Source organism: Streptococcus panodentis, assembly GCF_017884005.1.
Taxonomy (GTDB): domain Bacteria; phylum Bacillota; class Bacilli; order Lactobacillales; family Streptococcaceae; genus Streptococcus; species Streptococcus panodentis.
The window spans coordinates 82,321-97,331 of sequence record NZ_QFAY01000001.1; the positions used below are offsets into that span (position 1 = coordinate 82,321).

Below are 15,011 nucleotides of genomic sequence, written 5' to 3' on the forward strand. Positions count from 1 at the left end.
CTGTTGCCGGTCAGTTGACCAAACTCAAACTTGCAACTGTGTTGCACATCTTATTTAGGAGGTTCAGAAATGAACAAGAAACAATGGCTAGGTCTCGGTCTAGTAACTGTCGCAGCAGTCGGACTTGCTGCATGTGGAAACCGCGCATCTCGTTCAGATTCTTCAGATGCCAAAACAGATTTGAAAGCTGCTATCGTAACCGATACCGGCGGCGTGGATGACAAATCATTCAACCAGTCAGCATGGGAAGGTTTGCAGGCTTGGGGTAAAGAAAACGGTCTTTCAAAAGACAATGGCTATACCTACTATCAGTCAACTGACGAATCCCAATATGCCAACAACCTCAACCAAGCTGCTACAGACGGCTACAAACTTGTATTTGGTATCGGTTTTGCACTGCGGGATGCTTTGGAAGCAGCTGCTAAGGACAATGCCGAAATCAACTATGTTATCGTTGATGATGAGATCAAAGACCAGTCTAATGTAGCCTCTGCTCTGTTTGCAGATAATGAGTCTGCTTACCTTGCCGGAGTGGCTGCAGCCAAAACAACTAAGACAAAACAAGTTGGTTTTGTAGGCGGTATGGAAGGCGCTGTTCTGACTCGCTTTGAAAAAGGCTTTGAAGCAGGTGTCCATTCCGTAGACCCTTCAATCAAAGTACAGGTTGACTATGCCGGCTCCTTCGGTGACGCTGCCAAAGGAAAGACAATCGCTGCTGCCCAATATGCTGCGGGTGCAGATATTGTTTATCAAGTAGCAGGCGGTACCGGCGCTGGTGTCTTCAATGAAGCGAAGTCTCTTAACGAAACACGCAACGAAGACGAAAAAGTTTGGGTCATCGGCGTTGACCGTGATCAGGCCGACGAAGGAAAATACAAATCTAAAGACGGCAAAGAATCTAACTTTGTTCTGGCTTCCAGCCTGAAACAAGTTGGCAAAACGGTTCAAGATATTGCAAATGAAACAGCCAAAGGCAAATTCCCAGGCGGCAAGACAACAACTTTTGGTCTGAAAGACGGCGGCGTTGACCTGACGACTTCAAACCTATCTGAAGATGCGAAAAAAGCTGTAGAAGATGCGAAAGCGAAAATTCTTGACGGCAGCATCACTGTTCCTGAAAAATAAACCCACTCAAGAAGCGACCTTCTAGGGTCGCTTCTTTTGAGGATTGAGACGCTTTTGTCTCAATAGAGCCTACTAGCTGAAAAGCTAGTAAGTTTTATTGAAATAAAATTAAATTCTTGAAAGGAATACTCCCATGACACATGAGAATGTCATTGAAATGCGTGAGATTACCAAGATTTTCGGAGATTTTGTCGCCAATGATAAAATCAATCTGGAACTCCGCAAAGGTGAAATTCATGCACTTTTAGGTGAAAATGGTGCTGGTAAGTCAACCTTGATGAATATGCTGGCAGGTCTGCTGGAACCAAGCAGCGGCGAGATTAAGGTGAATGGCAAAACAGTCAAGCTGGATTCTCCTTCTAAGGCAGCCTCCCTCGGCATCGGCATGGTTCACCAGCATTTTATGCTGGTCGAGGCCTTTACTGTGGCTGAAAATATCATTCTTGGCAGCGAGATGACCAAAAATGGCGTTTTAGACTTAAAGCGGGCTGCTCAGGAAATCAAGGAACTTTCTGAAAAGTACGGTCTGGCTGTTGATCCTTCTGCCAAAGTAGAGGACATTTCAGTCGGTGCCCAGCAGCGTGCAGAAATCCTGAAGACTCTTTATCGTGGGGCTGATATCCTGATTTTTGATGAGCCGACAGCGGTACTGACTCCGGCGGAGATTGATGAATTGATGCAGATTATGAAAAACCTGGTCAAGGAAGGCAAATCTATCATTCTGATTACCCATAAACTGGATGAAATCCGTGCCGTATCCGACCGGGTTACGGTTATTCGCCGCGGCAAGTCCATTGAGACAGTTGAGATTGCAGGCGCTACAAATAAAGATTTGGCTGAAATGATGGTGGGCCGCTCGGTTTCATTTACAACTGAAAAGAAAGCAGCACAGCCCAAGGAGATCGTGCTGCAGATTCAGGATTTGGTTGTTCATGAGAACCGCGATATCCCCGCTGTTAAAAATCTTTCTCTGGATGTCCGTGCCGGTGAGATTGTCGGTATTGCCGGTATTGACGGAAACGGCCAAAGCGAGCTGATTCAGGCTATTACAGGGCTTCGCAAGGTTAAGTCCGGCAGTGTCAAGATTAAAGGAAAAGAAGTGGCCGGTCTGTCCCCTCGGAAGATTACAGAAATGCAGGTCAGCCATGTGCCTGAAGACCGCCATCGTGATGGTTTGGTGCTGGAAATGTCCATTTCTGAAAATATGGCTTTGCAGACCTACTACAAGGAGCCGCTCAGCAAAAACGGTATTTTGAACTACAATAATATATACAGCTATGCCCGTAAGCTGATGGAAGAATTTGACGTACGGGCTGCCAGCGAATATGTGCCGGCAGCAGCGCTCTCAGGCGGTAACCAGCAGAAAGCTATTATTGCCCGTGAAGTGGATCGCAATCCAGATCTTCTGATTGTCAGCCAGCCGACCCGCGGTCTTGATGTGGGAGCGATTGAGTATATCCACAAGCGTTTGATTGAAGAGCGTGATAAAGGCAAGGCTGTTTTGCTTGTCAGCTTTGAGCTGGATGAAATTCTCAATGTTTCTGACAGAATTGCTGTTATCCATGACGGTAAAATCCAGGGAATTGTGACGCCGGCAGAAACCAACAAGCAGGAGCTGGGGATTCTCATGGCTGGCGGTAAGCTTAAGAAGGGAGATGCCAATGTCTAAAAAAACACAGAAAATTGCGGTTCCTTTGATTTCTGTCCTTCTAGGAATCCTTCTAGGAGCTTTGGTCATGTGGGCCTTTGGCTATGATGCCATTTGGGGCTATGAGTCCCTCTTTAAAACGGCTTTTGGCTCTCTGAGAAGTTTTGGAGAAATCTCTCGTGCCATGGGGCCGCTGATCCTGATTGCCCTGGGATTTGCGGTAGCCAGCCGTGCAGGTTTCTTCAATGTCGGGCTTCCAGGTCAGGCTTTGGCTGGCTGGATTCTGGCCGGCTGGTTTGCGCTCTTATACCAAGATAAAGCTCGAGATATATTTGCTTGGATTAGCTGGCCTATTGCTCTTTTTGTTGCTATATATGTTGGCAGAAAATTCTTTTTATACAGCAAAGCAAAAGATAAAAAAGAGAAAGGCGATAGTAAACTTTATGGATTATCTGCTATTGCAGCTGTCCTATCTTTCGCAGTAGTTGCTGCTTTGCTCCAAGTGTGTATCTCATTCTTGCCTGAACGTTTCCTCGTTATCTTTGCAACCGTTCTTATTGGTTTGGCTGCCGGTGGTATCGTCGGGGCCATTCCTGGTATCTTACGGGCCTATCTGGGGACCAGTGAGGTTATCGTGACCATCATGATGAACTACATTGTCCTTTTTGTCGGCAATGCGATTATTCATGATGCGTTTCCAAAATCTGTCATGCAGAGTGTGGATTCCAGCAAGCGCGTCGGCGCCAATGCCATCTATCAGACAGACTGGCTGCGGAGCCTGACTTCCAATTCCCGTATGAATATCGGTATTTTCTTTGCACTGATTGCCGTGGTCATTATCTGGTATTTGCTTAAGAAGACAACGCTTGGTTTTGAAATCCGTTCAGTCGGTCTCAATCCTCATGCTTCCGAATATGCGGGAATGTCAGCTAAGCGCACGATTATCCTTTCAATGATTATCTCAGGGGCCCTTGCAGGTCTCGGAGGAGTAGTGGAAGGACTGGGGACCTACCAGAATGTCTTTGTTCAGGGAGGCTCTCTCAGCGTCGGTTTCAATGGCATGGCGGTCAGTCTGCTGGCGGCTAATTCACCGATTGGTATTCTTTTTGCTGCCTTTCTTTTCGCTGTTCTGAGCGTCGGTGCACCAGGGATGAATGTCGCTCAGATACCGACTGAATTGGTAAATATTGTCACAGCTTCTATTATCTTCTTTGTCAGTGCCCACTATATCATTGAACGCCTGACGGGAAAAACTGTTTTTGAATGGTTTCAGAACAGCAGAAAAACAAATAAAACTGTAAAGGGGGAAAACTAGAATGAATATTGTAACTGTACTAAGTCTGTTAGTATCGTCCATGTTGATTTATGCAGCTCCCCTGATTTTTACAAGTATCGGCGGCGCCTATTCTGAGCATTCCGGTGTTGTTAATGTCGGCTTGGAAGGCATTATGGTGATGGGGGCTTTCACTGGGGTTGTCTTTAACTTGACCTTTGAGCCGACTTTTGGCAGCATGACGCCTTGGCTGTCCTTGCTTGCCGCCGGCTTGGTCGGTATCCTCTTTTCGCTGCTGCACGCTTTAGCAACGATTCAGTTTCGGGCGGACCATGTGGTCAGCGGGACCGTGCTGAATCTGCTGGCGCCGGCTCTGGCAGTCTTTCTGGTCAAGGCCATCTATAACAAAGGGCAGACGGACAATATCCAGCGCTCATTTGGCAAATTTAATTTTCCGGTCCTGTCAGACATCCCAGTGCTTGGGGACATCTTTTTCAAAAATACCAGCCTGGTGGGCTATCTGGCTATCGCTTTCTCCTTCCTTGCTTGGTTTATCATGTTTAAGACTAAGTTTGGGCTGCGTCTGCGCTCAGTCGGAGAGCATCCTCAGGCAGCAGATACCCTCGGCATCAATGTCTACCTTATGCGTTACTGCGGTGTCATGATTTCCGGTCTGCTCGGCGGTATCGGCGGGGCTATTTACGCCCAGTCTATCTCCGTCAACTTTGCCGTAACGACCATTGTCGGTCCGGGCTTTATTGCTCTTGCTGCGATGATTTTCGGTAAATGGAGTCCAATCGGTGCCATGCTGGCCAGCCTGTTCTTTGGGGCTTCTCAGAGTTTGGCTGTTATCGGCAACCAGCTGCCGGTCCTGTCAAAAGTACCGACAGTCTATCTGCAGATTGCGCCTTATGTTCTGACGATCGTCGTTCTGGCTGCTTTCTTCGGTAAGGCAGTCGCACCAAAGGCCGATGGAATCAATTATATCAAATCGAAATAAACTCGGCGCCGGTTCTTTGGGCGCTCACTGAAAAAGCCTGATGATGAAGATTTGAATCAGCAAAAAACGAATGAGCATGACGGTCACAAGATTCTGACCGCCCCTCATTCGTTTTTTTATAGTCTTTTAGTTTGCTTTTAGTACAAGGCAGCGAGTCGCAGACAGTACTGGCGTACGGCAAGGCGAGCTAACAAAGTAACAAAAGATAAACTAAATGACGATATTAGATTGGAACATGCTGAACAGGTGCGCTGCCGCCTGATTTGCGGATGGTTTTCGTTCGAGTGTAAAATAGAATATCAGTTTAAGAAAAGAGTTCTTATACGGTATCTTCCAAAAGATCCATCCCTCTGTGGGTGAGGGCGCAGCCATCATGGGAGTCTGTCCCACCGCCTTTGTAAATAGAATTAGTTGACTGCGATTTCATTGAGCAGATCCTGGGCGGTTGTTGTCGGATTGACGCGGACCCGGTTGAGGGACAGCAGTCCATTTGACAGAGAAGCCAGGCCATTGTTGGTTGTCAGGCCCATTTTGTAGCCCAAACTCTCAGCAATCTGCAGGGTAGTGTCGCTGTAGCGTCCTGCTGGGTAAGCGACGGTAGTAGTTGATTGGGAGAGATTCTGATCTAAATAGTCCTTGGAATCTTTCAGTTCAGTTGTTTGCTGCTCAGATGCTGCAGCAGACAGGTCGGGATGATTGACCGTATGGTCCTCAAAGGACATGCCCTTGTCTTTCATTTCTTTGATTTCATCCAGAGTCAGCATATCTTCGCGGCCGGCTTGGACGAAACCGGTAATCACATTATTCGTCGCTTTCATGCCATATTTTTGCAGCAGGGGGAAAGCGTTGGTATAGAAATCCTTTAGGCTGTCGTCAAAGGTCAGCCAAACGACTTTTTTATTTTCCGGCAGCACATTCTCCGTCAGCGCTTTATAGGCTTCTTCAGGCGTCAGTGTGTAGTAGCCGGCTTCCTTGAGGGCCTGAAGCTGGCTTTCAAAGGTGGCTGGATCTACGATTAAGCCGGAGTTGGCAGCTTCGGAAGGGTCCATAACATGAATAGCATGGTACATCAGGATAGGGATTTGGACAGGCTGGTCCTGCTTGACCCAGCTGAGCTTTTCCTTGTCGTCAGAAGAAGTGCTGACCTTCTTATCTCTGGTAGGGGCGGCATCGCTGTCTGACGGTGCAGTGACCTGACTGGTCTGTGATTTGTCTGCTTCATTTTGATTGTGGGAGCTTTGGAGTTGGGTCAAGAGGTGAAAGCCTCCGACAATCAGAACGAGGAAGAGGAGGGTGTTGAACGTTATCAGAAACATTGCCCTTTTTCTGGCCTTGCGGCGCTGTATACGGTTTCCACTGTGTTTGCCTGGCATCATATCTCCTTTGAAAATAGATAGTGAGAATCATACTCTTTTAAATCCTTGCTTCTTTGCTAAAGGCCGTATCAGAAGCTGAGCTATGCTGTCTCAGAATCTCTGGGCTGATCTATTTGAATTTATCTGAGTATAAACATATCCCTGACGGAACATTACTCATATTATAACAAATAAAGAAATAGATTTGTAGGCATTTTTGCATAATTCTGTTATAATATTTTATACAAGAAATTTTCAAGGAGTTGCTCATGTCTATTAAAATTGCTTTGCTTGGTTTTGGAACAGTAGCCAGCGGTGTTCCGTTTTTGCTCAAGGAAAATAAGGAAAAGATTGTTCAGGCTGCCCATTCAGAGATTGAAGTAGCCAAGATTCTGGTCAAGGACGATGCCGAAAAAGAGCGCCTTTTGGCAGCTGGCCATGATTTTAACTTTGTGACCAATGTTGATGAGATTTTAAATGATGATGCCATCACCATTGTTGTTGAGCTGATGGGCCGGATTGAGCCGGCTAGAACCTTTATCACGCGTGCTCTGGAAGCTGGCAAACACGTTGTGACAGCCAATAAAGACCTGCTGGCTGTCCATGGTACAGAGCTGCTGGAGACTGCTCAGCAGCACAAGGCAGCTCTCTACTATGAAGCGGCCGTTGCCGGCGGTATTCCAATCTTGCGGACCTTGGTCAATTCACTGGCTTCTGATAAGATTACCCGAGTTCTCGGCGTGGTCAACGGAACGTCTAACTTCATGATGACCAAGATGGTGGAAGAGGGCTGGTCCTATGATGCTGCTCTGGCGGAAGCGCAGCGCCTTGGCTTTGCAGAAAGCGATCCGACCAATGACGTTGACGGCATTGATGCAGCATACAAAATGGTCATTCTCAGCCAGTTTGCCTTTGGGATGAATATCGCATTTGAAGATGTCGGTCATCAAGGGATTCGCAATATCACGCCAGAAGATGTGGCTGTCGCTCAGGAGCTGGGCTATGTGGTGAAGCTGGTCGGCTCTATCGAAGAAACACCGTCAGGAATTGCAGCAGAAGTGGCTCCTACTTTTCTGCCCAAGGAGCACCCGCTGGCCAGTGTTAATGGAGTAATGAATGCCGTATTCGTTGAGTCAATCGGCATCGGCGAGTCAATGTACTACGGACCGGGAGCGGGACAAAAACCGACTGCAACCAGCGTTGTCGCAGATATTGTCCGTATTGCCCGCCGTCTCAGCGAAGGAACTATCGGCAAGGCCTTTAATGAATACAGCCGTGAGCTGATACTGGCCCAGCCTCAGGACGTCAAGAGCAGCTATTATTTCTCTATTTTGGCTCCAGATTCCAAGGGACAGGTCCTGCGTCTGGCAGAAATCTTTAACAGTGAAGATGTCTCCTTTAAGCAAATCCTGCAGCAAGGCACAGACGGCGAAAAGGCACGCGTCGTCATCATCACGCATGCTGTCAGCAAGACCCAGCTGGAGCATGTCAGCGCTCAGCTGAAGGAAGCAGCTGACTTTGAATTGCTCAATACCTTTAAAGTATTAGGAGATTAAAATGAGAATTATCGTACCGGCAACCAGTGCCAATATCGGTCCCGGTTTTGATTCCGTCGGGGTGGCGGTCTCCAAATACCTGGAAATCGAGCTTCTGGAAGAAAGGGAAGATTGGCTCATTGAGCATGATCTCAATCCCAGAATCCCGACAGACAGCCGCAATTTGCTGATTAAGATTGCCCTGCAGCTGGCTCCGGATATCCGCCCGCACCGCCTGAAAATGATCAGCGATATTCCGCTGGCCCGCGGTCTGGGATCGTCCAGTTCGGTTATCGTAGCGGGAATTGAGCTGGCTAATCAGCTGGGCCAGCTCAATCTGTCCAACTATGAAAAGCTGAAAATCGCTACCAAGATTGAGGGGCACCCGGACAATGTTGCTCCAGCTATTTATGGCAACTTGGTTATTTCCAGCGCCTTTAAAAACAAAGTCTCTGCAGTTGTTTCCAAGTTTCCGGAGGCTGGTTTTATCGCTTATGTCCCTAATTATGAGCTGAGGACTGCTGACAGCCGCCGGGTTCTGCCCAACCGCCTGTCTTACAAGGAAGCAGTGGCCGCCAGCTCCATCGCCAATGTGGCTGTGGCTGCCCTGCTCAAAGGCGATATGCGAACAGCCGGCCGGGCTATCGAGTCAGACCGCTTTCATGAGAAATACCGCCAGCCTCTAATCAAGGAGTTTTCTGACATCAAGTTTTTAGCCAGAAAGCAAGGATCTTATGCGACCTATATTTCCGGTGCGGGCCCGACTGTTATGGTGCTGGCGCCTAAGCATAAAACCGAGAAAATCTATCGCCTGCTCAAGGAGCAGAAGCTGAACGGTCAGGTTTACCAGCTTCAGGTAGACAGCCGGGGCGTCCGCGTGGAAAAATAAGCACAAAGAGCTGGGCAGCCGGCTCTTTTTATGGTCTATCTTTTTTTAGAAGTAAGTATGTTATACTAGTTCTAGTACTTAAGGAGGATATGTATTTTATGAACCGGATTGAGCTGCAGGCTTGGTCCGATGAGCTGGGCCTTCAGTTTGATGAATCTTCGCCAGATCTTTTTCGGCCAGAAGGACGGCTACACCCTTTATATTGAGAATAAACAGTACCGTCTTTGTTTTTCCGTTAGAGAAGGCGATGCTCTTTCGTCACCAGATGCTTTCAGGGAGCTGACCAAGGATTCAAAGGTCCTGACCAGCAGTCTGATCAATCATTATAAGCTGACCTGTTCTGTCAAGGCAGGAATGACCAAGGAGAAAACCAAGGCAAATATCATCCAAGGTGTGCAGGAAGCCGTGGCCTTCCTCAGAGAGCGCGGCTTTAGCAATGTCTGCGAGCAAAGCGGCGAGACGGGCCAGATTGATGTCTATCAGCTGGGAGGCAATCTCCTCATTCTGTCACCGGAAAGCTTTAGCCAGCTCAGCTCAGGTCTGTCGCTGGATAATCAGACTTATGACAATCAAAAGGAAAATATCGTGGGCGGTATTGTCGGTGCCTTTATCGGAAGCTTGATTGGCGGTGCGCTGATTCTGCTGCTTGCTCAGATGGGCTATGTGGCTTTTGCTGCTGGGCTTGCCATGGGCTTCTGTACCATCAAGGGCTATGAGCTGCTGGGGAAGAAACTATCTAGGACCGGTATCATCATCAGTGTTGTCCTTATGATAATTGTGATTTTTTGGGCAAATCAGCTGGACTATGCCTTGCTGATTTTGCGAGAATATCCAGATGCCAATGTATTTGACGCTTTCACATTTGTCAATGAAATGATCTTCAGCGGTCAGTTCCCGGATAATTACTGGTTTAACATCATCCTGCTCTATGTCTTTACCGGAGCCGGCGCTTTCGGAAGCATCTCCAGTGCCCTCTCTCATCAGACACAGCGCTATGTGACAAGAAAATTATAAAAACAGAAAAAGCTGACCATCTCAGCTTTTTTTCTTTCATCTATCGTAAATGGGATAATTTTTTGTTATAATAGAGTGTATTTTGTTTATAAAAGAGAGAAAATCATGCAGAACCTAGAAAAAATAAACGCTGAATTGCAAGGGATTGACATTCGCTTTGATGAGCCCTTGAGTCATTATACCTATACAAAGGTCGGGGGTGCCGCTGACTTTTTAGTTTTTCCGCGCAATCGCTATGAGCTGGCCCGAGTGGTCAAATTCGCCAATCGGGAAGGGCTTCCCTGGCTGGTTTTAGGCAATGCCAGCAATATCATTGTCCGTGACGGCGGCATTCGCGGTTTCGTCATTATGTTTGACAAACTCAATAGCGTAGCGGTGGATGGCTATACGATTGAGGCTGAAGCAGGAGCCAATCTGATTGAGACAACCCATATCGCTCTGCACAACAGTCTGACCGGCTTTGAATTTGCCTGCGGCATTCCCGGCAGCATCGGCGGAGCGGTCTTCATGAATGCAGGAGCCTACGGCGGCGAAATAGCACATATCCTGCTTTCCTGCAAGGTCCTGACACCTGAGGGAGAGGTCCAGACTCTGGAGGCCCGCGATATGAAATTTGGCTACCGCCATTCGCTGGTGCAGGAGACGGGGGACATCGTCATTTCTGCCAAGTTTGCTCTGGCTCCCGGAGTCCATAAGACCATCCGTCAGGAGATGGAGCGTCTGACGCACCTGCGGCAGCTTAAGCAGCCCTTGGAATACCCTTCCTGCGGATCTGTTTTCAAGCGTCCGCTGGGTCACTTTGCTGGCCAGCTGATCAGCGAGGCAGGGCTCAAAGGCTATCGCATCGGCGGTGTTGAAGTTTCTGAAAAGCATGCCGGCTTCATGATTAATGTGGATCAGGGAACGGCCCAAGACTATGAAGATCTCATCGCCCATGTCATTGAAACAGTGCGGGAGCATTCTGATATTACATTGGAACGTGAAGTCCGCATCATTGGTCAGTCTCTGTAAGACGGATGGAAGTCAGCAGGAGACTGCTGGATAAGGAACTGCAGCTGGCTGCAGCTTAGTAAAGGGGGTGAAAGCCTATCGACACGGAATGGATAAAGGGCCTTTACAGCCCGCACCAGGCAGCAGCGGTCTGACAGAACCCTCAATCTGTTAATACGAGAAAGAAGGAATTTATGCAAATTGAAAAAACCAATCATCGAGTTCAGAAACGTTTCTAAGGTTTTTGAAGACAATCATACAGTCGTGCTGAAAGACATTAACTTCGAGCTGGAAGAAGGGAAGTTCTATACCCTGCTCGGATCTTCCGGCTCCGGAAAGTCAACGATTCTCAATATCATCGCTGGTCTTTTAGATGCGACTGCAGGAGACATTTTTCTGGACGGTGTCCGCATCAATGATGTTCCCATCAACAAAAGGGATGTTCACACAGTTTTTCAGTCCTATGCGCTTTTTCCGCATATGAATGTTTTTGAAAATGTGGCCTTTCCTCTGCGCCTGCGCAAGGTTGATAAAAAAGAAGTTGAGGAGCGGGTGGCCCAGGTGCTGAAAATGGTCCAGCTGGAGGGGTTTGAACGCCGCTCAATCCGCAAGCTTTCAGGCGGCCAGCGCCAGCGGGTAGCCATTGCCCGGGCAATTATCAATCAGCCGCGGGTGGTCCTTTTGGACGAGCCCCTGTCAGCTTTGGATCTGAAACTGCGGACCGACATGCAGTATGAACTGCGAGAGCTGCAGCAGCGTCTGGGCATTACCTTTGTCTTTGTGACCCATGATCAGGAGGAAGCGCTGGCTATGAGCGACTGGATTTTTGTCATGAATGACGGCGAGATTGTCCAGTCGGGTACGCCGGTGGATATTTATGACGAGCCAATCAATCATTTTGTAGCGACCTTTATCGGCGAGTCCAATATTCTGCCGGGCAAGATGATTGAGGACTATCTGGTCGAATTTAACGGCAAGCGCTTTGAAGCGGTCGATGGCGGGATGCGTCCCAATGAAGCGGTGGAGGTGGTCATCCGGCCGGAGGATCTGCGGCTGACCCTGCCTGAGGAAGGCAAGCTGCAGGTCAAGGTGGATACCCAGCTTTTTCGCGGGGTCCACTATGAAATCATCGCCTATGATGAGCTGGGCAATGAGTGGATGATTCACTCAACCCGCAAGGCCATTGTCGGCGAAGAAATTGGTCTGGACTTTGAGCCCGAGGACATCCATATCATGCGCCTGAATGAAACAGAAGAAGAATTCGATGCCCGTATCGAAGAGTATGTGGAAATGGAGGAGCAAGAAGCCGGCCTGATTAACGCTATTGAGGAGGAGAGAGATGAAGAAAACAAGCTCTAATCTATTTATCCTGCCTTATCTGCTGTGGATTTTCCTCTTTGTGCTGGCCCCAGTCGTCATGATTGTCTGGAAGTCTTTCTTTAATATCGAGGGCCAGTTTACACTGGAAAATTATCAGACTTACTTCACCTCGCAGAACTGGACCTATCTCAAAATGAGCTTGAATTCCGTCCTTTATGCGGGCATTATCACGCTGGTCACTCTGCTCATTTCCTATCCGACAGCTTTTTTTCTGACCCAGCTCAAGCACAAGCAGCTCTGGCTCATGCTGATTATCCTGCCGACCTGGATCAATCTCCTGCTTAAGGCCTATGCTTTTATCGGGATTTTTGGTCAGGAAGGCTCTATCAACCAGTTCCTGACCTTTATGGGAGTGGGACCTCAGCAGATTCTCTTTACGGATTTCTCCTTTATTTTTGTAGCCAGCTATATCGAGCTGCCCTTTATGATTCTGCCTATTTTCAATGTTTTGGACGATATGGATCCCAATCTGATCAATGCCAGCTATGATTTGGGGGCCAACCGCTGGCAGACTTTCCGCAGTGTGATTTTTCCGCTGTCGATGAATGGTGTCAGAAGCGGTGTCCAGTCGGTCTTTATTCCCAGTCTCAGCCTCTTTATGCTGACCCGTCTGATTGGCGGCAACCGCGTCATTACGCTGGGGACGGCTATTGAGCAGCATTTTCTGACCACTCAGAACTGGGGGATGGGCTCCACTATCGGCGTGGTGCTGATTGTTGCCATGCTCTTTACCATGTGGGCTACCAAGGAAAGGAGAGAACGATGAAAAAATTTGCCAATCTTTATCTGGCTGCAGTCTTTCTGATTCTCTATCTTCCGATTTTTTATCTGATTGCCTATGCTTTCAATGCAGGAGAGGATATGAACCGATTTACCGGCTTCTCTTTCAGCCATTTTCAGAGCCTGTTTGCTGATACCCGGCTGATTCTCATTTTGGTGCAGACTTTCCTTCTGGCCTTTTTGTCTTCACTGCTTGCAACGCTGATCGGCACTTTTGGGGCGATTTATATTTACCAAGCCCGCAAGAGGCATCAGGCGGCTTTCCTGTCCATCAATAATATCCTTATGGTTGCGCCGGATGTCATGATTGGGGCCAGCTTTCTGATTCTCTTTACCACGGTGAAGTTCCAGCTGGGCTTCATTTCAGTCTTGGCCAGCCATGTAGCCTTTTCGATCCCTATCGTGGTATTGATGATTTTGCCTCGTCTGCAGGAAATGAACGATGACATGATCAAGGCGGCCTATGATTTGGGAGCCAGCCAGCCGCAGATGCTGAGGGAAATTATGCTGCCTTATCTGACTCCGGCCATTATTGCCGGCTACTTTATGGCCTTCACCTATTCGCTGGATGATTTTGCCGTGACCTTCTTTGTGACTGGAAACGGCTTCTCGACCCTGTCGGTGGAGATTTACTCTCGGGCCCGTCAGGGAATTTCTCTTGAAATCAACGCCCTGTCTGCTCTGGTCTTCATTTTCAGCGTTCTCCTCGTTATCGGCTATTACTTTATCACGCGCGAGAAGGAGGAAGTGCTATGAAAAAGCTTTATTCATTTTTAGCCGGGATTGCAGCGATTATCCTGCTTTTGTGGGGAGCCAGTTCTCAGCTTGAGCGCCAAACCCAAAGCAAGGGCGGTGACAAGCTGGTAATTTACAACTGGGGCGATTACATTGATCCGGATCTGCTGACCAAGTTCAGTGAGGAAACGGGCGTGCAGGTCCAGTATGATACCTTTGACTCCAATGAAGCCATGTATACCAAAATCAAGCAGGGCGGAACGACCTATGATATTGCCATTCCCAGCGAATACATGATCGCCAAGATGATGCAGGAGAATCTGGTCGAGAAGCTGGACCACAGTCAGATTGAAGGGCTGGAAAATATCGGATCTGACTTTCTGGATCAGCCTTTTGATCCCGGCAACCAGTATTCCATCCCTTATTTCTGGGGAACGCTGGGCATTGTCTACAATGAAAAAATGCTGGACAGTGTGCCAGAGCACTGGAATGACCTCTGGCGGCCGGAGTACAAAAACTCCATTATGATGATTGACGGAGCACGGGAGGTCATGGGCATCGGCCTGAACTCGGACGGCAACAGTCTCAATTCCAAAGATGCAGCCCAGCTGCAGGCAGCAGTGGATAAGCTCTATCAGCTGACGCCCAATATCAAGGCCATCGTTGCTGATGAAATGAAAGGCTATATGGTGCAGAACAACGCAGCTATCGGTGTGACTTTCTCCGGAGAAGCCCGCCAAATGCTGGAAGCCAATGAGGACCTGCGCTATGTGGTGCCGACCGAAGCAAGCAATCTTTGGTTTGACAACATTGTCATCCCTAAAACGGTCAAGAACAAAAAAGCAGCTTATCAGTTTATTAACTTCATGCTGCGGCCGGAAAATGCTTATAAAAATGCCCTTTATGTAGGCTACTCTACCCCAAATCTGCCTGCTAAGGCCATGCTGCCAAAGGAAATCCAGGAAGACGAGGCATTTTATCCAAGCGCAGAAACCATGAAGCACTTGGAAGTCTATGAGCAGCTCGGTCCCAAATGGCTGGGGATTTACAATGACCTCTACCTGCAGGTCAAGATGTACCGCAAATAAAAACAGAGAGTGAGACAGACTCCCATGATGGCTGCGTCCTCACCCACAGAGGGATGGATCTTTTGGAAGACACCGTATAAAAATCGGTAAGGCGGAGTCTTCGATTTTGTCAGCAAGTCTTCTTTTCTAGTTGCTGACCTGAAACAGCCTAACCCTGGGCTGTTTCACTCCCAATCACCGCATCTTGCAATCAAACGTT

The 15,011-nt window shown here is 48.2% G+C and carries 11 protein-coding genes and 2 pseudogenes; 12 read left to right on the forward strand and 1 reads right to left on the reverse strand.

Translation table 11 applies throughout. The annotated features are described in order from the left end of the window. Positions 1-69 precede the first annotated feature (69 nt). The 4 genes and pseudogenes from DHL47_RS00350 (at position 70) to DHL47_RS00370 (ending at position 5,046) form a co-directional block, all read left to right on the forward strand. A complete protein-coding gene (locus DHL47_RS00350) occupies positions 70-1,125 on the forward strand; it encodes a BMP family lipoprotein (RefSeq protein WP_128837181.1) in 1,056 nt (351 codons plus the stop codon). Between the two features lie 133 nt (positions 1,126-1,258). Then, the gene (locus DHL47_RS00355) at positions 1,259-2,794 is read left to right on the forward strand and encodes an ABC transporter ATP-binding protein (protein ID WP_209550497.1); all 1,536 of its coding nucleotides are present in this window, start codon (positions 1,259-1,261) and stop codon (positions 2,792-2,794) included. Positions 2,795-2,858: 64 nt separating this feature from the next. Next, a pseudogene (locus DHL47_RS13265) lies at positions 2,859-4,088 on the forward strand (ABC transporter permease); the annotation flags it as partial. A gap of 1 nt (position 4,089) precedes the next feature. Continuing rightward, the gene (locus tag DHL47_RS00370) at positions 4,090-5,046 is read left to right on the forward strand and encodes an ABC transporter permease (protein WP_209550498.1); all 957 of its coding nucleotides are present in this window, start codon (positions 4,090-4,092) and stop codon (positions 5,044-5,046) included. 407 nt (positions 5,047-5,453) lie between these two features. On the opposite strand, the gene DHL47_RS00375 is transcribed toward DHL47_RS00370, so the two are convergent. After that, positions 5,454-6,419 (reverse strand): polysaccharide deacetylase family protein, encoded by a 966-nt coding sequence (locus DHL47_RS00375; protein ID WP_209550499.1) that lies wholly within the window; start codon positions 6,417-6,419, stop codon positions 5,454-5,456. A gap of 251 nt (positions 6,420-6,670) precedes the next feature. Here DHL47_RS00375 and DHL47_RS00380 point away from each other — a divergent pair, with 251 nt between their 5' ends. The 8 genes and pseudogenes from DHL47_RS00380 to DHL47_RS00415 all read left to right on the forward strand — a co-directional run bounded on the left by DHL47_RS00380 (position 6,671) and on the right by DHL47_RS00415 (position 14,812). Beyond that, positions 6,671-7,957, forward strand: coding sequence for a homoserine dehydrogenase (locus tag DHL47_RS00380; RefSeq protein ID WP_209550500.1), 1,287 nt, complete (start codon positions 6,671-6,673; stop codon positions 7,955-7,957). Position 7,958: 1 nt separating this feature from the next. Next, on the forward strand, positions 7,959-8,825 hold the full coding sequence (gene thrB / locus DHL47_RS00385) for a homoserine kinase (RefSeq protein WP_209550501.1): 867 nt from the start codon (positions 7,959-7,961) through the stop codon (positions 8,823-8,825). A gap of 98 nt (positions 8,826-8,923) precedes the next feature. Continuing rightward, positions 8,924-9,839, forward strand: a pseudogene (locus DHL47_RS00390) (hypothetical protein). A gap of 105 nt (positions 9,840-9,944) precedes the next feature. Then, positions 9,945-10,850 carry a UDP-N-acetylmuramate dehydrogenase gene (murB, locus tag DHL47_RS00395; protein ID WP_209550502.1) on the forward strand — a complete coding sequence of 302 codons (906 nt, stop codon included), beginning with the start codon at positions 9,945-9,947 and terminating at the stop codon, positions 10,848-10,850. Between the two features lie 180 nt (positions 10,851-11,030). Next, entirely contained in the window at positions 11,031-12,188 is a 1,158-nt protein-coding gene (locus DHL47_RS00400) for an ABC transporter ATP-binding protein (protein ID WP_209550503.1), read from the forward strand. Further along, the gene (locus DHL47_RS00405) at positions 12,169-12,975 is read left to right on the forward strand and encodes an ABC transporter permease (RefSeq protein WP_209550504.1); all 807 of its coding nucleotides are present in this window, start codon (positions 12,169-12,171) and stop codon (positions 12,973-12,975) included. Before DHL47_RS00400 ends, DHL47_RS00405 begins: the two co-directional genes overlap by 20 nt. Then, a complete protein-coding gene (locus tag DHL47_RS00410; RefSeq protein ID WP_209550505.1) occupies positions 12,972-13,745 on the forward strand; it encodes an ABC transporter permease in 774 nt (257 codons plus the stop codon). Before DHL47_RS00405 ends, DHL47_RS00410 begins: the two co-directional genes overlap by 4 nt. After that, positions 13,742-14,812 carry an ABC transporter substrate-binding protein gene (locus DHL47_RS00415; RefSeq protein ID WP_209550506.1) on the forward strand — a complete coding sequence of 357 codons (1,071 nt, stop codon included), beginning with the start codon at positions 13,742-13,744 and terminating at the stop codon, positions 14,810-14,812. Before DHL47_RS00410 ends, DHL47_RS00415 begins: the two co-directional genes overlap by 4 nt. Positions 14,813-15,011: the final 199 nt, after the last annotated feature.

Bases quoted from the DNA above. Each gene is read 5' to 3' on its own strand.
- DHL47_RS00350 (WP_128837181.1), top strand. From the start codon at position 70: ATGAACAAGAAACAATGGCTAGGTCTCGGTCTAGTAACTGTCGCAGCA.
- DHL47_RS00355 (WP_209550497.1), top strand. From the start codon at position 1,259: ATGACACATGAGAATGTCATTGAAATGCGTGAGATTACCAAGATTTTC.
- DHL47_RS00370 (WP_209550498.1), top strand. From the start codon at position 4,090: ATGAATATTGTAACTGTACTAAGTCTGTTAGTATCGTCCATGTTGATT.
- DHL47_RS00375 (WP_209550499.1), bottom strand. From the start codon at position 6,419: ATGCCAGGCAAACACAGTGGAAACCGTATACAGCGCCGCAAGGCCAGA.
- DHL47_RS00380 (WP_209550500.1), top strand. From the start codon at position 6,671: ATGTCTATTAAAATTGCTTTGCTTGGTTTTGGAACAGTAGCCAGCGGT.
- thrB (WP_209550501.1), top strand. From the start codon at position 7,959: ATGAGAATTATCGTACCGGCAACCAGTGCCAATATCGGTCCCGGTTTT.
- murB (WP_209550502.1), top strand. From the start codon at position 9,945: ATGCAGAACCTAGAAAAAATAAACGCTGAATTGCAAGGGATTGACATT.
- DHL47_RS00405 (WP_209550504.1), top strand. From the start codon at position 12,169: ATGAAGAAAACAAGCTCTAATCTATTTATCCTGCCTTATCTGCTGTGG.
- DHL47_RS00410 (WP_209550505.1), top strand. From the start codon at position 12,972: ATGAAAAAATTTGCCAATCTTTATCTGGCTGCAGTCTTTCTGATTCTC.
- DHL47_RS00415 (WP_209550506.1), top strand. From the start codon at position 13,742: ATGAAAAAGCTTTATTCATTTTTAGCCGGGATTGCAGCGATTATCCTG.